The following is a 24,690-nucleotide window of genomic DNA, read 5'->3' as shown; positions in this document are numbered from 1 at the left end:
GGCAGGAAGACGCCGACGCGGTCGATCAGATGGGTCGAGCCGTTCTGCATCATCTTGACGCGCTGGCCGGTCTTCAGCGTGCCGTCGAAGACGCGGACCAGGACGACGACGCCGAGATAGGGGTCGTACCAGGCGTCGACCAGCAGGGCCTTGAGCGGGGCGTTGGGGTCGCCCCTGGGCGCCGGCAGGCGGGTGACGATGGCCTCCAGCACGTCCTCGATGCCGATGCCGGACTTGGCCGAGCAGAGCACGGCGTCGGAGGCGTCGATGCCGATGACGTCCTCGATCTGCTGCCGGACGCGCTCGGGCTCGGCCGCGGGCAGGTCGATCTTGTTGAGGACGGGGACGATCTCGTGGTTGTTGTCGATGGCCTGGTAGACGTTGGCCAGGGTCTGCGCCTCGACCCCCTGCGACGCGTCGACGACCAGCAGCGATCCCTCGCACGCCGCCAGCGACCGGCTGACCTCATAGGCGAAGTCGACGTGCCCCGGCGTGTCCATCAGGTTCAGGACGTAGTCCAGCTCGTCCTTCGCCGTATAGTTCAGACGCACCGTCTGCGCCTTGATCGTGATCCCCCTCTCCTTCTCGATATCCATCGAATCCAAAACCTGAGCCGACATTTCACGCGCAGTGAGCCCGCCGGTGAACTGAATCAGGCGGTCGGACAGGGTGGATTTGCCGTGGTCGATGTGGGCGACAACGGAGAAATTCCGGATACGGTCGATGGGAGGGGTCGTCATGGCCGCGCCGGTAGCACGGCGGGGCGGAATCGCCAACGCGGACGGACCCCGGCCGCTCACGCGGTGGCGGATTACTTCGCGGTAACAGGGCGGATTCGCGTTTGAGAAGCGGCCGCCGAACCGCTATTCAACGGCTGATGACAGCGCCCGGGACGGGCGGCCGTCAACCGGCGCGCGGCCTCCCCGCCGTGGCCCAGGGGGATCAGACGTGAGCAAGACCATGCGGAACATGCGGACCGGCGCGGCGGTCGTCGTCATCGGCCTGGCCCTGGCGGCCTGCGGCGGCGAGGGCGATGCGAAGAAGGCCGATACCAAGGCCGGCGCCGGCGCGTCCAGCCAGACGGTCTCGGTCGTGACCGCCTCGCTGCAGAACCTGCCGCGCACCGTCACCGCCTCGGGCACCGTCTCGGCCTGGGAAGAGGTGCCTGTCGGCGCCGAGACCGGCGGTCTGACCGCCACCGGCGTCTATGTCGATGAGGGGACCTGGGTGCGCCAGGGCCAGCCTCTGGTGCAGATGAACGACGCCCTGCTGCGCGCCCAGCTGCGCCAGCAGCAGGCCGCCGTTCAGACGGCCGAGGCCAACGCCGCCCGCGACCAGGCGGCGCTGGGCCGCGCCCAGGAGCTGAAGGAGCGCGGCTTCCTCAGCCAGGCCTCGCTGGACACGGCCCTTGCCAACCATCGCGCCTCCAGCGCCAATGTGGCGGCGGCGCAGGCGTCCCTGTCCGAGACGCGCACGCGACTGTCGCAGGCGATCATCAAGGCGCCCGTCTCGGGCCTGGTCATCAGCCGCAGCGTCACGCGCGGCCAGATCATCGCCGCCGGAACCGAACTGTTCCGCATCGTCCGCGACGGCCGGCTGGAGCTGGACGCCCAGGTGCCGGAAACCGACATGGCCCTGGTCCGCGCCGGCCAGGGGGCCGTCATCTCGTCCGACCAGGTCGGCGAAACCACCGGCCGCGTCCGCATCGTGACGCCCGAGGTCGACGCCGAGACCCGTCTGGGAACCGCCCGCATCGCCATCACCGGCGGCGCCTTCCGGCCCGGCATGTTCGCCCGCGCCCGCATCCAGGTCGGCGACCAGCCGGCGGTGACCGTGCCGACGGCCGCGGTGCTGTACCGCGAGAACCGGGCGGGCGTCTTCGTCATGGGGACCGACAGCCGCGCCCGCTTCCAGCCGGTGACCGTGCTGTCGCGGACGGTCGATTCGACGGCGGTCAGCGGCCTGGCCGCCGGATCGCGCGTCGTGGTCGCAGGGGCCGGCTTCCTCGGCGACGGCGACCGGGTGACGGTGGCCGCCGCGGCCCGCCCCGCCCCCGTCCGCGCCGCCGCGCCGGCCAAGAAATAGGGCCCGGACGATGAAAAACATCTCGTCCTGGTCGATCCGGAATCCGATCCCGATCATCCTGCTGTTCACCCTGCTGACCATCGGCGGGGTGCTCAGCTTCCTGAGCATGCGGATCAACAATAATCCGGACATCGATTTCCCGCTGGTGGCGGTCACCGCCGTGCGGCCGGGCGCGGCGCCCAGCGAGATGGAAGTCCAGGTCACGCGCCTGATCGAGGACTCGCTCGCCGGCCTGTCCGGCGTGCGCCACATCAACTCCCAGATCACCGACGGCGTCTCCTCGACGACCATCGAGTTCGAGCTGGGCACGGACACCGAACGCGCCACCAACGACGTCCGCAACGCCATGGGCGGGCTGCGCGCCGACCTGCCGCAGGACATGCAGGAACCCAGCGTCCAGCGCATCGACATCACCGGCGACGCCCTGATCACCTGGGTGATCAGCTCGGAGACCATGACGCCGGAAGAGATCAGCTGGTTCGTCGACAATGACGTCAGCCGGACCCTGCTGGCCATCAAGGGCGTGGGCGAGGTCAATCGCGGCGGCGGCGTGGACCGCGAGATCGCGGTCGAGCTGGACCCGGACCGGCTGGCCTCCTACGGCCTGACCGCCGCCGCCGTCAGCCAGGCGCTGACCAGCGTCAACTCCGATCAGCCCGGCGGCCGGGTGACGATCTCGGGCTCCGAGCGGTCGATCCGCACCCTGGGCGCCGCGACCTCGATCGAGGCCCTGCGCGAAACCCTGGTGCCCCTGTCGGGCGGCCGGTCCGTGCGGCTGGGCGACCTGGGCCGGGTCGAGGACCACTGGTCGGAGCCCCGCCGTCTGGCGCGCTACAACGGTCAGGAAGCGATCACCTTCAACTTCCTGCGCTCGCGCTCGGCGTCCGAGGTCCGGATCGCGGAACGGGTCCGCGAAGCCGTCGCGGAGATCGACGAGGCGCATCCCGAACTGGTCATCCGCCAGGTCACCGCCAGCGTCGAAGAGATCGAGGAAAGCTATATCGCCTCGCTTGAAGCCCTGCTGCTGGGGGCCGTGCTGGCCGTGATCGTGGTGTTCATCTTCCTGCGCGACTGGCGCGCCACCTTCATCACCGCCACCGCCATTCCGATGTCGCTGATCCCGACGTTCCTGGTGCTGGAGCCGCTGGGCCAGTCGCTGAACGGCATCAGCCTGCTGGCCCTGTCCCTGACCATCGGCATCCTGGTGGATGACGCCATCGTCGAGATCGAGAACATCGTCCGCCACATGCGCGACGGCAAGTCGCCCTATCACGCCTCGATGGAGGCCGCCGACGAAATCGGCCTGGCGGTCGTCGCCACCACCGCGACCATCATCGCCGTGTTCGCGCCTGTCGGCGCCATGCCGGGCATCATCGGGCAGTTCTTCAAGGCCTTCGCGCTCGCCGCCTGTGTCTCCGTGGCCTTCTCGCTCGTGGTGGCGCGCACCCTGACGCCGCTCATGGCCGCCTATCTGCTCAAGCACCAGAAGCACGAGGACGCCGACCCGTTCTGGATGAGCGGCTATCTGAAGGCGCTGGGCTGGGGTCTGAGGAACCGCTGGAAGGTGTTCCTGATGGGCACCGGTCTGATGCTGGGCTGTATCGGCATCGTCATGTCCGGCGCGATCCCGTTCGAATTCCTCGCCAGCGGAGATCGCGGCCGGGCCGGATTCTCGGTCGAACTGCCGCCGGGCGCGACCCTGGCCCAGACCGACGCCGTGGTGCAGCGGATCACGCGGGACCTTCGGGCGCGCCCCGAGGTCACCTCGGTCTATGCCTCGATCGGAGGCCAGGAGGTAAACCAGGCCAACGTCTACGCCGACCTGACGGACAAGGGTGAGCGCGACCTGAGTCAGCAGCAGTTCGCCCGCGTGATGGTCGACAGCTGGAAACCGATCCCCGGCGCCCGCATCGGGGCCGGCGTCGCCCAGCAAGGCGGCGGCCCCTCGGACGGCACCAGTTACCAGTTCGCCATCCTCAGCGACAACGGGGCCGCCCTGACCGCGGCCGCCCGCGCCGTCGAGGCCGAGATGCGGACCGTTCCGGGCCTGGCCAATGTGGTCAACACCGCCGCGATCGCCCGTCCGGAGATCCTGGTCACGCCCCGTCCGGATCAGGCCGCCCTGATGGGCGTCTCGACCAGCGCCATATCCCAGGCTGTCCGCGTCGCGACCATCGGCGATGTCGACCAGAACCTGCCCAAATACAATCTGGGCGATCGACAGGTGCCGATCCGTCTGCGCCTGACCCGGGACGCCCGCGAGGACCTGTCAGTGCTGGAGACCCTGCGGGTTCCGACTGCCACGGGAGCCTCCGTGCCGCTCAGCGCCGTGGCCGACATCCAGTTCGGAGCGGGCCCCTCGCAGGTGCTGCGCCAGGACCGGTCGCGCGTCGCGACCATCTCGGCCGAGCTGGACGGGATTCGCAGCGGGGAGGCCGCCGCCGCCGTGAGCCGGCTGCCGACGGTCCAGAACCTGCCGGCCGGCGTGCGTCAGGTGCCCGCCGGCGACGAGGAATTCATCCAGGAGATGATCATCGGCTTCGCCATCGCCTTCGGCACCGGCATCCTGTTGATGTACGCCGTGCTGGTGCTGCTGTTCAAAAGTTTCGCCTATCCGATCACCATCATGGCCTCGCTGCCGCTGGCCATCGGCGGAGCCTTCGTGGCCCTGATGATCGGCGGCTCCAGCTTCTCGATCTCGTCCCTGATCGGGGTGCTGATGCTGATGGGCATCGCGGCCAAGAACTCGATCCTGCTGGTCGACTACATCGTCATGGCCGAGAAGGACGGGATGCCGCGCTTCGACGCCATCATGGACGCCGCCCACAAGCGGGCCCGGCCGATCCTGATGACCACCTTCGCCATGGGCGCGGGCATGCTGCCTGTCGCCCTCGGCTGGGGCGCCGATGTGGAGTTCCGCTCGCCGATGGCCATCGCCGTGGTCGGCGGCCTGATCTCCTCGACCTTCCTGTCGCTGCTCTTCATCCCGCCGATCTTCACCATCATCGACGACATCGCGGGCTTCTTCGCCCGGCGGATGAGCAAGATGTTCGCTGGCCAGAGGCACGCGCCCCCGCGGCCGGAAACGACGCCGGCGGAGTAGTCGGACACCTGCTTCGCAAGCGCCGCCGTCTCCCCTTTCGGCAGACGGCGGCGGCCGCAGGCTGACGGATGAGGGGTCACCGGGGACGGCGCGGGTCATCCCCCCGGAAGGCGAATCTCCGCGCCCCTTCCACCGCCAGGATAAGACCGGCCGGACATTCCCCGCCCGGCCTGGTCGGCCCGGCCAGGGGTCGGCGGCCATTGCCGTCATGGCCTTTATGGCAGACGGGCCATTGCGGTTCATGCGGCCCTTTCGACTGCGGTCTTTGCAGGACCCGAAAGCGACCGGGGATTCCTCCCCCGCCCCCGCCCCGCACATCACCCAAAACAAAACCGGCCGGGGTTTCCCCCGGCCGGCTTCGTCGATCCGCCGTGCGGCGGGGCGGCTAGTATTTGAAGCGCAGGGTCGCGCCGTAGGTGCGCGGCTGGCCCAGGAAGGCGTCGTAGGTCTGGGTGTCCAGCGCCGGGTTGTAGTAGGTGCCGTTCGGCTGGACCGTCGTCTGGAACGCCGAGCCTTGCAGCGGAGCGTTATAGGCGACCTGGATATACTCCTCGTCGGTCAGGTTCTGGACCCAGAACTCGGCCGTCCAGCGCTCGTCCTCGGTGCCGACCATGATGCGGCCGTTCACCGTGGTGAAGGCTTCCTGCAGCTTGTAGGGCAGCAGGTCCGAGCCCGTGTTGTAGTCGCCCATGTATTTGGCGGCGAGGCTGAAGCCGGCGCGCAGGCCGTTCCCCATGTTGCGTTCGAAGTTGACCGAGCCGGTGGCCGACCACTCCGGCGCGAACGAGGCGCGGGCGCCCGGCAGCAGGGACAGCTGCGGGAAGTTGCCGGGGGTCGTCAGATCGGCGGCGGTGAAGTTTCCGTAGTTGGCGTCGGTCCAGGTGACGCCGCCCTGGAAGCTCAGGCCCTCGATCGGGGTGAACCAGACCATGTCGGCGTCGACGCCGCGCGAGGTCAGCTCGGGGATCGATTCCACCACGAAGGCGGTGCCGAGGAAGGTGTTGAGCTGGAAGTCCTCGAACGTCTGGTCGAAGTAGGTCGCGTTCAGCAGCAGGGTGCGGCTCAGCAGCGTCATCTTCACGCCGGCTTCGTAGCTGTCGACCACTTCCGACGGGAACAGCAGCGAGGCGGTCGGGGTGATGCCGCTCTGCACGCGATCCAGGTTGTAGCCGAAGCTCTTGTAGCCGCGAGCGTAGGACACATAGGCCAGGATCGACGGGTTCAGGCGGTAGGACGCCTTGACCGTTCCGCTCAGTTCCCCGTCGTCGAAGCTTTCGGAGATGTTGCGGTTGGTGAAGGCCGAGTTGGCCCAGGGCAGGCAGATGGTGCCGAGGATGGTCGGAGCCGAGGCGCCGAGCACCGCGCCAATGGCTCCGGCGTTGGCCAGGGCGGCGTTACACGTATTGCCGTTGCCGTTGATGTTGCGCTGCTGCGCCACCAGGCTCTTGTCGTCGAGGGTGTAGCGAAGGCCGAGGGTGATGTCGAAGGCGTCGGTGACGTGCCAGCTGTTGTTGGTGAAGAGGGCGATCGACTCCGACTGCTGGTCGTACTTGTCCTCGACGCCTTGCCCGACGACGAAGCCGATGCCGCCGCCGAGGGCCGCGCCGCCGCTGACGAGACAGCCGCCGAGGCCCGGCGCCGTCTGGGCCGCGCGGGTGAAGCAGCCGATGTCATTGGGGCTGACCGGAATGGCCGGGTTCGCCCGGTTGATGCCGGCGCTGAGAATGAACGACAGATAGGGCGTGTAGTCGGCGCCGAAATAGTAGCTGTCCGTACGGCCGATATCTTCCTTGGTGGCGAACAGGCCGACCAGCCAGTCGAGGCGGTCGTTCGACCCGGCCAGGCGGAATTCCTGGGTCAGGTTGTCGACTTCATAGCCGTAGTCGCCGTCCTGGACGCGGTACAGCAGGTCAGCGCCGGTGTAGTCGATGTCCTGGCCGAGGCTGGAGGTCCAGCGACGGGCCGAGGTGACCGAGGTCAGGGTCGCGCCGCCGAGGAACGTCGGCATGTCGATGTTGGCCTCGATCGAGATGCCCTTGTCCTCGACCTCCTGGCCGTCCGCACGGTTGGCGAATCCGGTGCGCGAGAACGGCAGGACGCCGAAGCCGGCGGCCGGCGGACGCTGGCCCGTGCCGTTCGAGAGACCGTCAACGAACGGATAGGTGGGTCCGGTGCGGATCTGGGTGCCGATGCAGCAGAACTCGTCGCGCGACGAATAGTCGGCGATCATGCGGATGGAGACGTCATCGTTCGGCAGCCACAGCAGCTGGCCGCGGACGGTGCCGAAATCCTGGTTGCCGTCGGTGGTCTCTGCTCGCGGGCCGTCGCCGGTGTCGATATTCATGAAGCCGTCGCGGACACGGCGACCGGCGTAGAGGCGGAAGGCCAGGGTGTCGCTGATCGGGCCGGTGACGGAGCCGGAAGCGCCCATCTGGCCGTAGTTGCCGGCGGTCAGCTCGGCGTTGAAGCCCGGGGTGAACGAGGGGGCTTCAGTGATGATGTTGATGACGCCGGCCGAGGTGTTCTTGCCGAACAGCGTGCCCTGCGGGCCCTTCAGGACCTCGATGCGGGCCAGTTCGCCCAGATCGCCGAAGCCGACCGAGTTGCGCGAGCGATAGACGCCGTCGATGACCACGCCGACCGAGCTTTCCAGGCCGGGGTTGTCGCCGACCGTGCCGACGCCGCGGATRCGGGCSGTGGTCGAGGCTTCCGACGAGGTCGAGGTGACCGTCATGCCGGGGGTCAGGATCTGCAGGTCCTTGATGTCGCGGACGCCGGCGTCCTGCAGGGTTTCCTGCGACAGGGTCGTGACCACGATCGGCACATCCTGCAGGTTCTGCTCGCGCTTCTGGGCGGTGACGATGATGTCGTCGATGGTCGTCGNGGGTTGTCGCCGACCGTGCCGACGCCGCGGATGCGGGCGGTGGTCGAGGCTTCCGACGAGGTCGAGGTGACCGTCATGCCGGGGGTCAGGATCTGCAGATCCTTGATGTCGCGCACGCCGGCGTCCTGCAGCACTTCCTGCGACAGGCTGGTGACCACGATCGGAACGTCCTGCAGGTTCTGCTCGCGCTTCTGGGCGGTGACGATGATGTCGTCGATGGTCTGCGGCGCGTCCTGCGGCGCATCCTGAGCGGAAGCGACGCCGGCGAGGCCGAAGGCGCAGGCGCCCACGACGGCGGCCGACACAGTAGTGCGAAGAAGGTTGGTAAGGCGCATGGTCGCTCCCCGACATGGGCCGGGACCCCGTCAAGGACGGCGACCGCGGCGTTTCCTGATCCCTGGCCCGCGCTCTTCTTGATGAAGCGCGGAAAGTCCAGCGTCCGGGGTAGTCCAAGCCGGACTCAGCGACAAGGAGCGGGACCATTCACGGCCCTGTTTCCGCCATGGCGCAACCGTGACTGTGACGCAAAAGCGACAGAAACCGATGACGCTAGGTCAATATTCCCCTAGGTCGGGATAGTATCCGGGGTCTGTTCGGCCAAATTCTTGCGCCGTCGCGCCGCCGCGGCCAGCACCGCGCCGCCGGCGAGCGCGGATAGCAGAGACCCGAGCAGCACGCCCAACTTGACCTCGACCTGTTCCGGCGAGTCGATCGCCCCCGGGAAAGCAAGGGTGCCGATGAACAGGCTCATGGTGAAGCCGACGCCACACAGCAGACTGACTCCGTAGACTTCCAGCCATGTCGCGCCCGTCGGCCTGGCGCCGATCCTGAGGGCGGAGGCGAGCCATGCGGCGCCCAGCACTCCGACCTGCTTGCCGATGAAAAGGCCCAGCGCGACGCCGAGCACCAGCGGAGCCAGCATCTGGTCCAGCGACAGGCCCGCGAAGCTGACGCCGGCCTTGGCGAAGGCGAACATGGGCAGGACCAGGAAGGCGACATAGGGGTGCAGATCGTGCATGGCCTCGCGCAGGGGGCTTTGACCGTCGTCGCGGCGATCGACGACCGGCACGATGGCGGCGAAGGCGACGGCGGTCAGGGACGTCGACAGCCCCGCCAGCACCGTCAGATACCAGACCGCGCTGAAGCCCAGGACCCAGAAGGGGGCCGGTATCCTGCGGCTCCGGGCGATGAAGAAGCCGACGACCAGAAGCGCCACGATTCCGGCGAGCGGCTGAAGGCTGACCCCGCTGGAAAAGAGCGCCGCGATCAGGGCGATGGCGCCGAGGTCGTCGACGATGGCGAGAGTCAGCAGGAAGACGCGCAGCGACGACGGCAGCCTGCGCGCCACCATGGCGAAGACGGCCAGGGCGAAGGCGATGTCGGTCGCAAGCGGGATAGGCCAGCCGCCGTGCGGCCCGCCCATCACGCTCGAAAGGGCCAGATAGACCAGGGCCGGGGCGATCATGCCGCCCGCCGCGGCCAGAACCGGCGTGGCCAGTTTGCGCGGATCGCTGAGCTCGCCGCGCAGGATTTCGTATTTGATCTCCAGCCCGACCACGAGGAAGAAGACCGCCATCAGCCCTTCCTTGATCCATTCAGAGATGGACATCTCGAGGGCCAGGGGCCCGACCTGGAGGACATGTTCGCTCTTCAGCCAGCCGAAATAGCCCGCCGACAAGGGCGAGTTGGCGACGATCAGGGCGGCCAGGGCGGCGAGGCCCAGGACCGCGCCCGAGCCGGCCTCGGTCTTGAGGAATTCGAGAGTCAGTTTGCGCGCCACGGCGGCCTCCGGATCGGAAAGGTCTGTCGTGGCGTCAGGTTATCGACGGACGCCGGACCGGGTTCATCCCCCTGTGGGGCGCCGGCCTGGCCGCGCGCGCGGCCTGATCTCTGCGGACACAATAGATGCTGGCGCGGGGCGTTCAACCGTTGCGTCCCTGCCATCGAGACGTCATTTGCCGGGCATGCCAACGTCCCCCGCCTACCGTCCCGATTCCCGCTTCTTCGATCTGGGCGATGAATACGGCGACGCCGTTCGTCCGGCGGACTTCCCGGAGGCCATCCTGCGCGTCCGCAACGACAGGGCCGCCTCGAGCGTGGGGCTGGACGGGCTGAGCGACGCCGAATGGATCGCCCATTTCGGCCGGTTCGAGCCGCTGCCGGGCCAGCCGGGGCCGCTCGCCATGCGCTATCACGGGCACCAGTTCCGCACCTACAACCCCGACCTCGGCGACGGCCGCGGCTTCCTGGCGGCCCAGATCCGGGACGATCGGGGGCGACTGCTTGACCTTGGTTCCAAGGGATCGGGCCAGACGCCCTGGTCACGCGGCGCCGACGGGCGGCTGACCCTGAAGGGCGGGGTGCGCGAGGTTCTGGCCGCCGAGATGCTGGAGGCGTTGGGCGTGCCGACCAGCCGCGCCTTCAGCCTGATCGAGACCGGTGAGCCCTTGCAGCGTGGCGACGAGCCGTCGCCGACGCGGTCGGCGGTGCTGGTGCGGCTGTCGCACAGCCACATCCGTTTCGGCACCTTCCAGCGAGCGGCGTATCTGGGCCGCAAGGACATGATCGAGGCGCTGATCGACCATGTCCGCGCCGCCTATCATCCCGATGTCGCGGCGGGCGACGTCCCCGGCTTTCTGCGCGCCGTGGTCGAGAGTTCGGCCCGGCTGACCGCACGATGGATCGCCGCCGGCTTTGTCCATGGGGTGCTTAACACCGACAATCTGAACGTCACGGGAGAAAGCTTCGACTACGGTCCGTGGCGGTTCCTGCCGCGTTACGAACCCGGTTTCACCGCCGCCTATTTCGACCACACCGGCCTCTACGCCTTCGCCCGCCAGCCCGAGGCCGTGTTCTGGGCCCTGACGCAACTGGGCGGGGCCCTGAAGCTGGCGGCCGACGCCGGGCCGCTGACCGAGGCGCTGAACGGGTTCGGCCCGGCCTATATCCGCGAACTGCGCGCCGCCTTCCTGGCCCGGCTGGGCGTGCTGAGCCTCGGCGAGGCCGCCGACCAGCGCCTGGTTGACGCGACCCTGGCCGTGCTGCGCGAGGGCGGCGAGGCCCTTCGCTGGGAGCCGCTGTTCTTCGACTGGTTCGGCGGCTTCGCCTCCTCCGCCCGGGCGCTGGGCGGTCCGCGCGGCAAACTCTATCAGGGTGAGGCGTTCGACGTCTTCCGCTTCGCCCTGTTCGAGCACGGGCCAGACCGACCGGAGCGGCTGGAGCATCCGGTCTTCGCCCGGTCCGAGCCTGAGGAGATGCTGATCGACGAGGTCGAGGCGATCTGGACGGCGATCGACGACGACGACGACTGGGGCGCGCTGGAGACAAAGATCAGACGCGTCCGCGAGGCCGGCCAGGCGTGGGGCCTGTCAGACTACTGACAGCAGGCTGTCAGCAGGGATGCGCCAGAAGGCGCAGGCCGGTCGCCGCCGGCGTGGTTGTGACCGAAGGACCCCCGTCATGCCGACCCCGTCCGTGCGTCCCGGATGTTCCGGGCCTGGCCTTAACCCCGCTGCAAGGCCCGTCGCATTACAGAGAATTATGGATACGGCCACGCTTCGGCCCCGTAGCTCACGCAGAAGGCGGTCACGGATGGTTACGGTCACGCTTCGCACTCTTGCGGAATGGATTGGGCGATCCGACATCGCCACTGTTGCCAATCACAAGAGCGCCCTCCCCGGCGTCAGAAAAATGACTTCCCAGACCCTCTCGCCCGCCCGCTCGCGCCTGAACGCCAGCTATCGCAACCTGACCCTCTGGACGCTGCAGGGCTGGCTCGCGATGTTCTTCATCGGCGCGGGCTACGCCAAGCTCAGCGAGCCGATGGCCAATCTGGTCGACCTGATGCGCTGGCCGGCGCATGTCGCGCCGAACATGGTGCGCGGTCTGGGTCTGGCGGAAATCCTGCTGGCGCTGCTGGTGCTGGCCCCTCTGGTGTCGTGGAAGCACGGCCGCCCGCTGCTGGTCATGGCCGCCTCGGGCCTGCTGGCCCTGGAAGTGGTCATGCTGGGCCTGCACGCGACCGGCATGGACGCCGGTCCGACGGTGACCAATCTGGTCCTGATCGCCATGACCGCGCCGGTGCTGTGGATGCGGGCTCGCGAAGTCCGCTAGTCTTTCGGCCCCGCGGCCCGGCAACGGTCCGAGCACACCCTGACGCTTTCCCAGTCGCGCGCCCATTTCCGGCGCCACGAGAACGGCCTGCCGCAGACGACGCACGTCTTCTGCGGCAGATCGCGTTTGTCCGGGGCCGAGCCCAGATTGACGTGTTTGCGAGCCATGCCCAGCTAAAGGCTTCCCTTTACGTGCACGTCAAGTTATGACGCATGCATGGCGACCGCCGACGACCATCGCACCTATTCGATCCGCCAGCTGTGCCGCGAGTTCGGGGCGACGGCGCGGGCGCTGCGCTTCTATGAGGACAAGGGGCTGCTGACGCCCGCCAGAAAGGGTCAGACGCGGGTCTATGACGCCCGCGACCGCGCGCGGCTGAAGCTGATCCTGCGCGGGCGTCGCATCGGCTTCAGCCTGCTGGAGATCCAGGAGATGCTGGACCTCTATGACCACGACAATCACAACGCCCATCAGATGGCCGTCGCCCTGCGCCGCCACCGGGCCCAGATCGCCGCGCTGAAACAGCAGCGCGAAGACCTCGACGCCGCCATCGAGACGGCCGAGGAAGCCTGCGCCGTCATGGAGAAGAAGCTGGGCGAATACCGCCCCGACCTCCTGCCCGGCGCCGAGGAATACGCCGACCTGCTGAAGGCCCGGCTGAACCCCGATCCGCACCACCAGCCCTTCAAAGCGAGAGCCTGAACATGGCCTACAAGGCGCCTGTCCGCGACCTGACGTTCATTCTGGACGAGGTGCTGGAGATCGACCGCNAGCGAGAGCCTGAACATGGCCTACAAGGCGCCTGTCCGCGACCTGACGTTCATTCTGGACGAGGTGCTGGAGATCGACCGCTATTCGAACCAGCCCGGTTTCGCCGACGTCTCGTCCGATCTGGTCGCCCAGATCCTCGAGGAAGGCGCGAAATTCGCCGAGGAGGTCATCGCCCCGCTGAACCGCGTCGGCGATCAGGAAGGCTGCAAATGGGTCGACGGCAAGGTCACCGGCCCGACCGGCTGGAAGGAAGCCTACAAGGCCATGGTCGAGGCCGGATGGCCCGCCCTGTCGGCCCTGCCCGAGCACGGCGGCCAGGGCATGCCCTCGGTCGTGGCCATGGCCTTCGGCCAGATGACCGCCGCCGCCAGCGCCGCCTTCTCCATGTATCCGGGCCTGACGGCCGGCGCCTACTGGGGCCTGAACGCCAACGGCTCGGACGAGCAGAAGGCCATGTATCTGCCCAAGATGGCCTCGGGTGAGTGGGGCGGGACCATGAACCTGACCGAGCCCCAGTGCGGCACGGACCTGGGCCTGATCCGCACCAAGGCCGTGCCCAACGGCGACGGCAGCTACAACATCACCGGCCAGAAGATCTGGATCAGCTCGGGCGAGCACGACTTCACCGACAACATCATCCATCTGGTGCTGGCCCGGATCGAGGGCGCGCCGGCGGGGATCAAGGGCATCAGCCTGTTCGTTGTGCCCAAGGTGTTCGTCAACGCCGACGGATCGCTGGGCGAGCGTAACGCGGGCGCGGCCTGCGCCGGCCTCGAGCACAAGATGGGCATCCACGGCAACGCCACCTGCGTCATGGCTTACGAGAACGCCAAAGGCTGGCTGGTCGGGACCGAGAACAAGGGCATGGCGGCCATGTTCGTGATGATGAACGAGGCCCGCCTCGGCACCGGCTTGCAGGGTCTGTCGATCGGCGCCGCCGCCTATCAGGCCGCCGTTGAATTCGCCCACGATCGCCTGCAGGGCCGCAGCCTGACCGGACCGAAAAACCCGGACGGCCCGGCGGACTCCATCATGGTCCACCCGGACGTGCGCCGCATGCTGCTGGAGGCGAAGGCCTTCGTCGAGGGCGGCCAGGCCTTCACCCTGTGGACCGCCCTGCAGGCCGACCTGCAGCATTCGAACGACGAGGCCGAGGCCCAGAAGGCCCGCGACTACATGGGGCTGATCACCCCGGTGCTGAAGGCCTATCTGACCGACAAGGGCTTCCATGTCGCCTCGCTGGCCATGCAGGTGCACGGCGGCAGCGGCTACACCGAGCATTTCCCGGCGTCGCAGTATCTGCGCGATGCGCGGATCACCATGATCTACGAGGGCGCCAACGGCATCCAGGCGCTGGATCTGGTGGGACGCAAACTGCCCGCCAACGGCGGCCGGGCCATCATGACCTGGTTCGCCGACATCGACGCCTTCGTGGCCGAGAACGGCGGCGAGTCGGCGATCAAGCCCTTCGTCGACGGCCTGACCGACGCCAAGAAGAAGCTGCAGGAGGCCACCATGTGGCTGATGCAGAACGGCATGCAGAACCCGGACAACGCCGGGGCGGCGAGCACCGACTATCTGCACATCTTCGGCCTCACGGCCCTGGCCTATATGTGGGCGCAGATGGCCAAGGCGGCGCAGGCGAAGGTCGACGAAGGCTCGACCGATCCCTTCTACGCCAACAAGCTGATGACCGGCCGCTACTTCGTCGAACGCATCCTGCCCGATACGGGGGCGCATCTGGCCAAGCTGAAGACCGGCGCCGAGGTGCTGATGCAGATGCCGGCGGAGGCGTTCTGAGCATGAACGTCCTCAACGTCCCCGAGCCCGCCTTCATGCAGGAAGAGGAGATCGTCCTCTTCTCCGACAGCGTCGGCAAATGGATCGACGAGCACGCGCCGCCCGAGGCGGTGCAGTCGTGGATCGCCAACTCGTCGGTGCCGCGCGAGCTGTGGAACGCGTCCGGCGAGGCCGGCCTGCTGGGCCTGTCCATGCCCGAGGCCGACGGCGGCATGGGCGGGGACTACCGGCATGAGGTGGTGCTGATGCGCCAGCTGGGCTGGAAGGGGGCGGACCATTTCGGCATCTCGCTGCACAATGCGATCGTCATGCCCTACATCTGGCACTACGGCACCGAGGAGCAGAAGGCGCGCTGGCTGCCGCGGCTCCAGTCCGGCGAACTGGTCGGCGCCATCGCCATGACCGAGCCGGGCGCCGGGTCCGACCTGCAGGGCGTCAAGACCACCGCCATCAAGCAGGGCAACCAGTATGTGGTGAACGGCTCCAAGACCTTCATCACCAACGGCCAGCTGGCCAATTTCATCATCGTCGTGGCCAAGACCGACCCGACGGAGGGCGCCAAGGGCACCAGCCTGATCGTGGTCGAGACGGACGGCGCGGAAGGCTTCGAGCGCGGGCGGAACCTGCACAAGATCGGCATGGAGGGGAACGACACCTCCGAGCTGTTCTTCAACGATGTGAAGGTTCCCGGCGAGAACATCATCGGCGGCGGCGAGGGCCAGGGCTTCATCCAGTTGATGCAGCAACTGCCGCAGGAGCGTCTCAACATCGCCGTCCAGGGCGTGGCCGCCTCCGAGCGCGGGCTGCAGGAGACGCTGGCCTACGTCAAGGAGCGCAAGGCCTTCGGCAAGCGGGTGATCGACTTCCAGAACACCCAGTTCAAACTGGCCGAGGTGAAGACCAAACTGACGGTCGCCAAGGTCTTCGTCGACCACTGCCTTGGCCTGCACCTGCAGGGCAAGCTGGACGCGGCCACGGCCTCGATGGCCAAATACTGGGTCACCGACATCCAGGGCGAGGTCATCGACGAGATGCTGCAGCTGCATGGCGGCTACGGCTATATGAACGAATATCCGATCGCCCAGCTGTACAAGGACGCGCGCGTGCAGCGCATCTACGGCGGCACCAACGAGATCATGAAGCTGTTGATCGCGCGCACGCTGTAACCCTCCTCCCCTCCGTCACCCTCGGGCTCGACCCGAGGGTCAGGCGTGGACCTATCGGTATGATCCGTGCGCATCGGAGACCGGGTCTCGTCACCCTCACCGAGCACCGGCCGGTCTGATCCTCGGGTCAAGCCCGAGGATGACGGCCAAGGGGGTGCGGGCTATGTCAGGACCATGATCCGCCTCCACGTTCCCACCCCGCTCGCCCCCGACGCCGCCGTCCTGCCGACGCTGGACCAGTCGCGCTACCTGACGCAGGTGATGCGGCTCAAGATCGGCGACGGCCTGCTGGTCTTCAACGGGCGCGACGGGGAATGGCGCTGCGTTATCGCCGAGGTGCTCAAGAAGGGCGTCGTGCTGCGGGCCGAGGAACAGGTGCGGCCGCAGTCGACCGGCCCCGATCTGGAACTGCTGATCAGCGTGGTGAAGAAGAGCGCGCTGGAGTTCGCCGTCGAGAAGGCGACCGAACTGGGCGTGCGGCGGGTCGGGCTGGTGGTCACCCACCGGACCCAGACGTCGCATGTGCGGATGGACCGGCTGGACGCCATCGCCATCGAGGCGGCGGAACAGACCGGGCGGCTGGACGTGCCGATGATCGACGAACCGGCGAAGCTGGCCGAGCTGCTGGACGGCTGGGAGGCCGGGCGGCGGCTGATGTTCTGCGACGAGACCGGCGGCGCACCGGCCGGCCCGGCGCTTCAGGCGGCCGGCGCGGATCCCTGGGCCGTGCTGATCGGTCCCGAAGGCGGGTTCTCGCCGGAGGAGCGCGAGCGGCTGCGAGCCCTGCCCTTCACCACCGCCGTGTCGCTCGGCCCGCGCATCCTGCGGGCCGACACCGCCGCCATCGCCGCCCTGACGCTGTGGCAGGCGGCCGTGGGCGACTGGGACCGCTAGCGGGACCGTCGGCTTCAGGGCAGGATGCGGCATGTTCAACGAACTCGTCCTGTCGACGGTCATGGCCCTGCTCGCCGTCAGCATCCACGGCTTCGGCCTGCTCAGCCTCGGCCGGGGACTGGAAATCTACGAAATCCGCGCGGGCCGCTCCTATGTCGAGGGGCCGCTGTGGCGGCACGCGCTCCTGACCATCGCCGTGGTCCTGGGCCTGTTCGTCGTCCATGGGCTGGAGATCTGGATGTACGCCGCCCTCTACAAGCTGATCGGCGCGGTGCCGGACCTGCGCGAGGCGGTCTATTTCTCAAGCATCAGCTATGGCTCGATCGGCTACGACGACTCGCTGATGGCGCCGGAGTGGCGGCTGCTGGGCGCGATCGAGGGCGTGGCGGGGGCGATCCTGCTGGGCTGGTCGGTCGCCTTCTTCGTCAGCGTCATGACCCCGTTCTCCGCCCGCAAAAAACACGGCATGGTCCATCGCGACATCCCTTGAGGAACGCACTGTTTCGCCCCATCTAGCCGCCACGACAGCCTTCGGGCTCTGGGGCTGAAAGAACCACATGGCCGACGCCGCGCCGCTCTCCCGCGAAGACCTGATCGGCGCCATGGCGAAGGGGGCCAAGCCGAAGGCCGAATGGCGCATCGGCGCCGAACACGAGAAATTCGGCTTCGACCGCGCGACCCTGCGCCGCCCGGCCTATGACGGCGAGAGCGGCATCCTGGCCATGCTGACCGGCCTGCAACGGTTCGGCTGGAGCCCGGTCGAGGAGGCCGGCCACGTCATCGCCCTGGAGCGCAAGAACGACGAGGGCATGACCGCCTCGATCTCGCTGGAGCCGGGCGGCCAGTTCGAACTGTCGGGCGCGCCGCTGAAGGACGTGCACGACATCTGCGACGAGACCGGCCGCCACCTGATGGAGGTCAAACAGGTCGCCGACCAGATCAACCTCGGCTTCATCGGCGCCGGTTTCGACCCGCTGTGGCGGCGCGAGGACGTGCCGATCATGCCCAAGGGCCGCTACGGCATCATGCGGGCCTATATGCCGAAGAAGGGGTCGCTGGGCCTCGACATGATGCTGCGCACCTGCACCATCCAGTCGAACCTGGACTTCGCGGACGGGCCGCCCGTCCGGGTCGCGTCACGATATCGATGTCAGGCCACCGCCCTGTTCGCCTGTTCGCCCTTCATCGAGGGCAAGCCGAGCGGCTTCCTGTCGTCGCGCGCCAATGTCTGGACCGACACCGATCCCGACCGCACCGGCATGCTGGACTTCGTGTTCGAGGACGGTTTCGGCTACGAGCGCTACGCCGACTACGCCCTCGATGTACCGATGTATTTCGCCAAGCGCGGCGAGACCTATGTCGACCTGTCGGGACAGTCGTTCCGCGCCTTCATGACCGAAGGGCTCGACGCCCTTCCGGGCGAGCGGGCGACGAAGAAGGACTGGAACGACCACCTGACCACCCTTTTCCCCGAGGTGCGGCTGAAGTCGTATCTGGAGATGCGCGGCGCCGACGGCGGACCGTGGAGTCGCATCTGCGCGCTGCAGGCCCTGTGGGCCGGGGTGCTGTACGACGGCGCGGCCCTGGCCGCGGCCTGGGACCTGGTCAAGGACTGGGACATCGGCGACCACGAGCGCCTGCGCCGCGACGTCACGCGGCTTGGCCTGAAGGCCGAGGTCGCGGGCCGGTCGGTGCGGGACGTGGCCGTCGACATGGTCCACATCGCCCGCGAGGGGCTGAAGAACCGCGCCCGCTTCAGCGGCGGCATGGTCGACGAGCGCGGCTATCTGTCGGAGCTGGAAGACATCGCCGACAGCGGGGTCACCCCCGCCGAGCGGCTGCTGGAGCTCTACCACGGGGAGTGGCAGGGCGACGTGACGCGGATGTACCGGGACTTCGCCTACTAGGCGGGGCCGGCGTTGCGCGGCGCGCGGGCGTTGTCGGCCGCGTTGCATCGGGCGATCTCGGCTTCCGTCAGCGCCAGGCCGGCCCGGGCGAAGGCGGAAACCGCCCCCATCCGGCCGACGAAGCGCCGGCATTCCCGCATCAGCGGCTGGGTCGTGCCGCCGCCGCGTCCGGCGCACTGGCCGGCCGGGCCGCAGCTCCAGTTGCGTCCGTCGAGGTTCAGCTGGATTTCGCGGGGTTGCAGCAGGGTGGCCGCGGCGCCGGACGTCGGGGCGGGAGCGGCGGTCTGGACGGCGAGGGCCGCCATCAGGGTCAGGACGAGCATGGGTTCCTCCGAAGGCTGGTCATGACGAACGATCCGGGTTAAAAGTGACCGTTCGTGCACCATTAAGTGACCGATCGGTTACTTTGAGTCAAGAGGCTTTTGCATGCCGCCCAAAGGCGAGGCCACCCACGCCCGACTGATCGACGAGGCGATGACCCAGGTCACGGTGCGGGGCCTCGCCGCCGTGAGCCTCGGCGACGTCGCGAATGCCGCCGGTCTGTCCAAGAGTGCGGTGCTGAAGCATTTCCAGTCCAAGGAGGCGCTGCAGGCCGAGGTCGTCGACGCCATGATCGACCGCTTCAAGTCGGCGGTCTGGGACCCTGCGGAACCGCTTGAACCGGGCCGCGCACGTCTGGACCGCATCTTCGAGGGCGAGCTGGACTGGATCGACGGTGAGGATCGCCCGGGCGGCTGCCCGCTGAAGGCGGCGGCGATGGAGCTGGACGACCAGCCCGGCCCCCTGCGCGACACGCTGAAGGGCAGTCAGGTCCGCTGGGCCAAGACGCTGAAGCGCGAGTTCCGGACCCTGTATCCCGAAGCCGACGAGTCCACGCTGGAGCTCAAGGTGTTCCAGTTCAAGGGTCTGGTGCTGGCCTACGGCCATTCGCGCCGCCTGCTGGACGACGAGACCGCGCGAGGCCAGGCGACGGCGGCCTATCGGGCGCTTGTGGACGCGGCTTGATCCCGCCTTCCGGGTGGCGGAGAGTGCGGCCGTACCGGTGAAGGGGCCCCGCACGTGATCATCCGTCTGACCGCCATCCTGATGGCTGCATCCGCTCTGACCGCCTGCGGCGCGTCCGAACAGACCGCCGAACCCGCCGCCGCGTCGGCGACGACGACGGTCGCATCACCGGCCGCGGCCGGCGACCGCACAGTCTTCAGCGACCCCGCCCTGGGCATCGCCTTCGACCATGCCTCCTCGCGCCGCACAGGCCCCTGCCCCGATGGCGAAGAGGCCGGCTGCGTCGCTCTGTTCGAAGGCGATAAGCACGTGCTCTCCTTGCAGCTGAAGGACGGGCCGGTGGGAGCGGTGGCGGCGGCCGAGGCGGGCTTCGAGCGGAACGCGGACGGCGTGCTGATGACCACCTACGGCCGTTTCGCGCCGGTTCCGGTGGAGCCGTTCTCCGGTCCCGGCTGGACGGGCCTCAGGGCCCGTGTGACCTGCGGCGTCTCCGACGAGGAGACCGGCTTCCACGCCGCCGGCGGCGAATGTCTTTGGGCGGTGATCGGCGATGGCGAGCGGGCCGTCGTGGCCAGCACCCAGGGCATACTCGGCCTGGACGACGACACCATGCGGACTCTGACCTCGATCCGCTTCCTGCCGAGGGCCTGAGCCATGGGCGGCAGAATCCGCGTCGGCATCGGCGGCTGGACCTATGAGCCCTGGCGCGGGGTCTTCTATCCGGACAAGCTGAGCCAGAAGAGGGAGCTGGAGTACGCCAGTTCCAAGCTGACCTCGATCGAGATCAACGGCACCTACTATTCGGGCTTCAAGCCCGAGACCTGGATGAAATGGCGCGACGAGACGCCCGACGACTTCGTCTTCGCGGTCAAGGCCAGCCGGTTCTGCACCAACCGCAAAATCCTGTCGGAGGCCGGCGAAAGCATCGGACGCTTCCTCGACCAAGGGCTGACGGCGCTGGGCGACAAGCTGGGGCCGATCAACTGGCAGTTCATGGCCACCAAGAAATTCGATCCGGTCGATTTCGAGGGTTTCCTCAAGCTGTTGCCGAAGGAGAAGAACGGCATTCGTCTGCGCCACGCCCTGGAGGTCCGCAGCGGGACGTTCGACAACGCGCAGTTCTACGACCTGGCCCGCAAATACGGCGCGGCCATCGTCTACGGCCATGACGACGAGGCGCCGGAATGGCCGCGGATCAATCAGGACACGGCCGACTTCAAATACGCACGGCTGATGTCGAGCCGCGAGGATGAGCCGACCGGCATGTCTCCGGCCGAGCTGGACGGCATCGTCAGACAGACGCGCGAATGGGTGAAGCAGGGCGACGTCTTCGCCTATTTCATCGCCGGGGCGAAGGTGCGCAATCCGGCGGCCGCCCAGGCCCTGATCGAAAAGCTGGGGTGACCCGGTTGCGCCGGGCCGTCGGCGCGCACACTTGAGCCCGGCCTTTCAGGAGCCTTCCCCATGCCCATCGCCACCCGCGCCTTCGCCGCCACCTCCAGCGACGCCCCGCTGTCGCCCTTCAGCTTCGACCGGCGCGATCCGGGCCCGGACGACGTCGCCATCGAGATCAAATTCTGCGGCGTCTGCCACTCGGACCTGCACGTGGTGAAGAACGACCTGGGCAACACCACCTATCCGATCGTGCCGGGCCACGAGATCGCCGGCGTGGTGACGGCGGTGGGCGGCAACGTCGCCCGCTTCAAGGTCGGCGACCGGGTCGGCGTCGGCTGCATGGTCGACAGCTGCCGCCAGTGCAAACCCTGCCTCGAGGGCGAGGAGCAGTACTGCGTCCCCGGCATGACCCAGACCTATGGCTCGCCCGACCCCAAGGGCGCCGCCGTCGGCCAGACCATCACCCAGGGCGGCTACGCCACCGCCATCGTGGTCGACCAGAACTATGTCGTGACCATCCCCGACAGCATCCCGCTGGAGGCCGCCGCGCCGCTGCTGTGCGCCGGGATCACCACCTATTCGCCGCTGAGGCACTGGAAGGTCGGGCCGGGCTCGAAGGTCGCCGTGATCGGCCTCGGCGGTCTCGGCCACATGGCGGTCAAACAGGCGGCGGCCATGGGGGCCGAGGTCACCGTGCTGTCGACCTCGGACCGCAAGAAGGCCGACGCGGAGCGGATGGGGGCGAAGCATTTCCTCATCAACTCGGACAAGGCGGCGATGAAGGCGGCGGGCGAGCGCTTCGACCTGATCATCAACACCGTCTCGGCCACGCACGAGATCGCCAGCCATGTGCAGCTGCTGGCCAGGGACGGGACCATGGTCATGCTGGGCCTGACCACCGAGGGCCTGCCGGTCTACGCCATGGGCCTGTTGTGGCGGCGGCGCTCGGTGGCCGGCTCGCTGATCGGCGGCATCCGCGAGACCCAGGAGATGCTCGACTTCTGCGCCGAACACGGCCTGGCCTGCGACATCGAGGTGATCGCCCCGGACCAGATCAACGAGGCCTATGCGCGACTGCAGAAGTCCGACGTGCGTTATCGCTTCGTGCTGGACATGGCGCGGATCTGAGACGAGGGGGAAGGGTCGACCCTCGAACCTTCCCCCGCTACACCTGTTCCTGAACAGGCGCCGCGTCAGACGGCGCCATCAGGGACAAGGAAACGCACATGGCACGAGTGGCTCTGGTCACGGGTGGGACCCGCGGCATCGGCAAGGCGATCGTCCAGCGGCTGAAGGAAGACGGCATGTCCGTCGCCGCCGGCTATTCCGGCAATGTCGAGGCGGCCGAGGCGACGGCGAAGGAACTGGGCGTCACCATCGTCAAGGGCAACGTCGGCTCGTTCGACGACTGCGCCCGCGCTGTGAAGGAGATCGAGGACCAGCTCGGGCCGATCGACGTGCTCGTGAACAACGCCGGCATCACCCGCGACGGCTTCTTCCACAAGATGAGCGCCGACCAGTGGTCCGACGTGATCCGGGTCAACATGGACAGCGTCTTCAACATGACGCGCCAGGTCATAAACGGCATGCGCGACCGGGGTTTCGGGCGCATCGTCAACATCAGCTCGATCAACGGGCAGAAGGGCCAGATCGGCCAGACCAACTATTCAGCCGCCAAGGCCGGCATGATCGGCTTCACCAAGGCCCTGGCGCTGGAGAATGCGCGCAAGGGCGTGACGGTGAACTGCATCGCCCCCGGCTATATCGACACCGAGATGGTCGGAGCCATGGACGAGAAGGTCCTGGCCGGAATCATCGCCCAGATCCCGGTCGGAAGGCTCGGAAAAGGCGAGGAAATCGCCGATATGGTGTCATGGCTGTCGGGCGAACGTGCCGGATATGTCACAGGCTGCACCCTGTCGCTGAACGGGGGTCAGTATCTGGTCGGCTGATCGGGGCCTGCCCAAAATCCGCCGCGCCGGCGCTTCACCACTTCCGTCATGGAGTTGACGGCAGGGTCCAGAACGGCGCGAACGCCGCTTCCGGCCGCGATGGCGATCGCCCTCGCGACGGCGGCGTTGTCCTTTGCGTCCACGGCCTCCGAAGCCCAGGCCCAGATCCGCGGCAACGCCCAGGCCGAGCAGAGCCAGTCCCTCCGCAACAGCGGGGGGACCTCGCGGACCCTGCCGCCCACGGGCCGCTATGTCGCGGAATCCGGTGAAGCCTTCATCCTCGACCGTTCGGGCCAGCGGCCCCTGCTGCGCTTCGACCGGCGCGACGAGACCTGGGTGCTGCGCCCGACCGCCGCCCCGCGCGGCGACGTCATCTATCGCAACGACGCGGGCGACCAGTTGCTGCGGGTCACGCCCGGCGGCGGCATGACCGTCTATACGCCGCGTGCGCCCGGCGGATCGCCGGCCTCGCTGTCCGGCCCGGCCGCCAGCCTGTCGCCGCCGACCCTCGGCCCGGCCCAGATGTTTCAGCTGATGACCCGGCGCAGCGCCATGCTGAGCCAGGCCCTGGGGCGGCTGATCGAGATCAATGTCGACACCGACGGCGCCGCCGAAAGCCTGACCGTCGAAGCCCTCATCCTGTCGACCGACGCGGCCCTGCGCATCGCCCGCTCGCCGTCGGCGCGGTCGTCGCTGGACCGGCTGCGCAGCATCACCATCGTCGATGGTCCCCGCGCCTCGGTGACCTATGCCAGGGGCGATCTCCGCATCGTGGTGGCGCCCGTCCAGGGCGTGGCGGGCCGGCCCTCTTCGGCGCGGGTGATCGACGCCTTCCTGACCCCCGCGCCGCCGCCCCGGCGCTAGGCGCGTCTAGCCGGTGAAGACATCCTTCGCCGCCCGGCGGGCGGCGAATTCGGCGGCATGGGTCGCGCGCATGAAGGGATTGAACGCCTTCTCCAGACCGATCGTGGTCGGAACCGTCGCCTCGCCCCGTTCCCGCATCGCGAAGATTTCCCCCGCCCGCGCGATCATTTCCGGCCGATCGTCGAGGCTCAGGGCGAAGCGGGCGTTGGCGGCGGTGTATTCATGGGCGCACCAGACCACGGTCTCGTCCGGCCAGGCAGCGAGGGCCTGCAGGCTGGCGTGCATCTGCTCCGGCGTCCCTTCGAACAGCCGGCCGCAGCCGAGGTTGAACAGCACGTCGCCGACGAAGGCCTGGGCGTCCGCGGCCGAGCGATAGACGATATGGCCGAGGGTGTGGCCCGGCGCGTCGGTCACCTCCAGCACGGTCTGGCCCAGCCTCACCGTGTCGCCGCCGGCGACGATGCGGTCGATCGGCGCGGCCTTGCGCACCTCTTCGGGCCCGACGATCTCGCAGCCGGTTTCGGCCTTGAGCCGGGCGTTGCCCTGGGTGTGGTCGGGGTGCCAGTGGGTGTTCAGGATCAGGTCCAGCCGCCCCCAGCCCGATCGCTCCAGCGCCTCCAGAATGACGGCGGCGTCCGGCGTGTCGATCGTCGCGACCGCGCCGGTGGCTGCGTCGCGGACCAGCAGGCCGTAGTTGTCGTTCAGGCAGGGAAAGAGGCGCACGTCGAGGGTCATGCGCCTATCCTAGCAG

Annotated in this window: 22 protein-coding genes and 2 pseudogenes; 17 read left to right on the top strand and 7 right to left on the bottom strand. The window is 68.2% G+C overall.

Features of this window, described 5'->3' with window-relative positions:
* The coding region (locus ASD25_RS12595) for a GTP-binding protein (protein WP_156389294.1) at positions 1-740 on the bottom strand (740 nt) is incomplete at its 3' end.
* A gap of 208 nt (positions 741-948) precedes the next feature.
* Between ASD25_RS12595 and ASD25_RS12590 the strand changes: the two genes are divergently transcribed.
* Both ASD25_RS12590 and ASD25_RS12585 read left to right on the top strand, forming a co-directional pair.
* A complete protein-coding gene (locus tag ASD25_RS12590; RefSeq protein ID WP_327019544.1) occupies positions 949-2,085 on the top strand; it encodes an efflux RND transporter periplasmic adaptor subunit in 1,137 nt (378 codons plus the stop codon).
* Between the two features lie 10 nt (positions 2,086-2,095).
* Positions 2,096-5,188: an efflux RND transporter permease subunit gene (locus ASD25_RS12585; RefSeq protein ID WP_055831048.1), complete on the top strand. Its 3,093-nt coding sequence runs from the start codon at positions 2,096-2,098 to the stop codon at positions 5,186-5,188.
* Between the two features lie 385 nt (positions 5,189-5,573).
* On the opposite strand, the pseudogene ASD25_RS12580 reads toward ASD25_RS12585, so the two are convergent.
* The 3 genes and pseudogenes from ASD25_RS12580 to nhaA form a co-directional block, all read right to left on the bottom strand.
* Positions 5,574-8,071: pseudogene (locus ASD25_RS12580) on the bottom strand (TonB-dependent receptor); the annotation flags it as partial.
* A 1-nt stretch (position 8,072) separates the two neighbouring features.
* A partial coding sequence (locus ASD25_RS33170) for a TonB-dependent receptor plug domain-containing protein (protein ID WP_156389296.1) occupies positions 8,073-8,407 on the bottom strand: 335 nt, incomplete at its 3' end.
* Positions 8,408-8,637: 230 nt separating this feature from the next.
* Entirely contained in the window at positions 8,638-9,852 is a 1,215-nt protein-coding gene (gene nhaA, locus ASD25_RS12575; RefSeq protein WP_055831051.1) for a Na+/H+ antiporter NhaA, read from the bottom strand.
* A 184-nt stretch (positions 9,853-10,036) separates the two neighbouring features.
* Here nhaA and ASD25_RS12570 point away from each other — a divergent pair, with 184 nt between their 5' ends.
* A complete protein-coding gene (locus ASD25_RS12570) occupies positions 10,037-11,452 on the top strand; it encodes a protein adenylyltransferase SelO (RefSeq protein WP_055831053.1) in 1,416 nt (471 codons plus the stop codon).
* 310 nt (positions 11,453-11,762) lie between these two features.
* Positions 11,763-12,185 (top strand): DoxX family protein, encoded by a 423-nt coding sequence (locus tag ASD25_RS12565; RefSeq protein ID WP_055831054.1) that lies wholly within the window; start codon positions 11,763-11,765, stop codon positions 12,183-12,185.
* On the opposite strand, the gene ASD25_RS29390 is transcribed toward ASD25_RS12565, so the two are convergent.
* Complete coding sequence (locus tag ASD25_RS29390) at positions 12,182-12,352, bottom strand: DUF2256 domain-containing protein (protein ID WP_082560136.1); 171 nt, start codon at positions 12,350-12,352, stop codon at positions 12,182-12,184. The two genes, ASD25_RS12565 and ASD25_RS29390, sit on opposite strands and share 4 nt — an antisense overlap.
* A gap of 49 nt (positions 12,353-12,401) precedes the next feature.
* On the opposite strand from ASD25_RS29390, the gene ASD25_RS12560 reads away from it, so the two are divergent.
* The 7 genes and pseudogenes from ASD25_RS12560 to ASD25_RS12535 all read left to right on the top strand — a co-directional run bounded on the left by ASD25_RS12560 (position 12,402) and on the right by ASD25_RS12535 (position 18,723).
* On the top strand, positions 12,402-12,887 hold the full coding sequence (locus ASD25_RS12560) for a MerR family DNA-binding transcriptional regulator (RefSeq protein WP_055831059.1): 486 nt from the start codon (positions 12,402-12,404) through the stop codon (positions 12,885-12,887).
* Positions 12,888-12,889: 2 nt separating this feature from the next.
* Positions 12,890-12,955, top strand: a pseudogene (locus tag ASD25_RS33165) (acyl-CoA dehydrogenase N-terminal domain-containing protein); the annotation flags it as partial.
* Positions 12,956-12,971: 16 nt separating this feature from the next.
* The gene (locus ASD25_RS12555) at positions 12,972-14,756 is read left to right on the top strand and encodes an acyl-CoA dehydrogenase C-terminal domain-containing protein (protein WP_055831061.1); all 1,785 of its coding nucleotides are present in this window, start codon (positions 12,972-12,974) and stop codon (positions 14,754-14,756) included.
* A 2-nt stretch (positions 14,757-14,758) separates the two neighbouring features.
* Positions 14,759-15,922 carry an acyl-CoA dehydrogenase family protein gene (locus ASD25_RS12550; protein WP_055831064.1) on the top strand — a complete coding sequence of 388 codons (1,164 nt, stop codon included), beginning with the start codon at positions 14,759-14,761 and terminating at the stop codon, positions 15,920-15,922.
* A 174-nt stretch (positions 15,923-16,096) separates the two neighbouring features.
* Complete coding sequence (locus ASD25_RS12545) at positions 16,097-16,816, top strand: 16S rRNA (uracil(1498)-N(3))-methyltransferase (protein WP_055831066.1); 720 nt, start codon at positions 16,097-16,099, stop codon at positions 16,814-16,816.
* A gap of 31 nt (positions 16,817-16,847) precedes the next feature.
* A complete protein-coding gene (locus tag ASD25_RS12540; protein ID WP_055831068.1) occupies positions 16,848-17,306 on the top strand; it encodes an ion channel in 459 nt (152 codons plus the stop codon).
* 67 nt (positions 17,307-17,373) lie between these two features.
* On the top strand, positions 17,374-18,723 hold the full coding sequence (locus ASD25_RS12535; protein ID WP_056617305.1) for a glutamate--cysteine ligase: 1,350 nt from the start codon (positions 17,374-17,376) through the stop codon (positions 18,721-18,723).
* On the opposite strand, the gene ASD25_RS12530 is transcribed toward ASD25_RS12535, so the two are convergent.
* A complete protein-coding gene (locus ASD25_RS12530) occupies positions 18,720-19,046 on the bottom strand; it encodes a hypothetical protein (RefSeq protein WP_055831072.1) in 327 nt (108 codons plus the stop codon). The two genes, ASD25_RS12535 and ASD25_RS12530, sit on opposite strands and share 4 nt — an antisense overlap.
* Positions 19,047-19,149: 103 nt before the next feature.
* Between ASD25_RS12530 and ASD25_RS12525 the strand changes: the two genes are divergently transcribed.
* From ASD25_RS12525 to ASD25_RS12500, 6 genes are all read left to right on the top strand, one after another.
* The gene (locus ASD25_RS12525) at positions 19,150-19,728 is read left to right on the top strand and encodes a TetR/AcrR family transcriptional regulator (RefSeq protein ID WP_055831074.1); all 579 of its coding nucleotides are present in this window, start codon (positions 19,150-19,152) and stop codon (positions 19,726-19,728) included.
* Positions 19,729-19,782: 54 nt separating this feature from the next.
* A complete protein-coding gene (locus ASD25_RS12520; RefSeq protein WP_055831076.1) occupies positions 19,783-20,379 on the top strand; it encodes a hypothetical protein in 597 nt (198 codons plus the stop codon).
* 3 nt (positions 20,380-20,382) lie between these two features.
* Positions 20,383-21,132, top strand: a complete 750-nt coding sequence (locus ASD25_RS12515; protein ID WP_055831078.1) for a DUF72 domain-containing protein — start codon at positions 20,383-20,385, stop codon at positions 21,130-21,132.
* A gap of 60 nt (positions 21,133-21,192) precedes the next feature.
* The gene (locus ASD25_RS12510; protein WP_055831080.1) at positions 21,193-22,251 is read left to right on the top strand and encodes an NAD(P)-dependent alcohol dehydrogenase; all 1,059 of its coding nucleotides are present in this window, start codon (positions 21,193-21,195) and stop codon (positions 22,249-22,251) included.
* A 98-nt stretch (positions 22,252-22,349) separates the two neighbouring features.
* Entirely contained in the window at positions 22,350-23,075 is a 726-nt protein-coding gene (phbB, locus tag ASD25_RS12505) for an acetoacetyl-CoA reductase (RefSeq protein WP_055831083.1), read from the top strand.
* A 99-nt stretch (positions 23,076-23,174) separates the two neighbouring features.
* Positions 23,175-23,939 carry a DUF4908 domain-containing protein gene (locus ASD25_RS12500; RefSeq protein WP_055831085.1) on the top strand — a complete coding sequence of 255 codons (765 nt, stop codon included), beginning with the start codon at positions 23,175-23,177 and terminating at the stop codon, positions 23,937-23,939.
* A gap of 6 nt (positions 23,940-23,945) precedes the next feature.
* On the opposite strand, the gene gloB is transcribed toward ASD25_RS12500, so the two are convergent.
* Entirely contained in the window at positions 23,946-24,674 is a 729-nt protein-coding gene (gene gloB, locus ASD25_RS12495; protein ID WP_055831087.1) for a hydroxyacylglutathione hydrolase, read from the bottom strand.
* Between the last annotated feature and the right edge of the window lie 16 nt (positions 24,675-24,690).

It is taken from the genome of Brevundimonas sp. Root1423 (genome assembly GCF_001426805.1).
The sequence above is the reverse complement of the archived record's forward strand: the minus strand, read 5'-3'. Positions and strand labels throughout refer to the sequence as shown.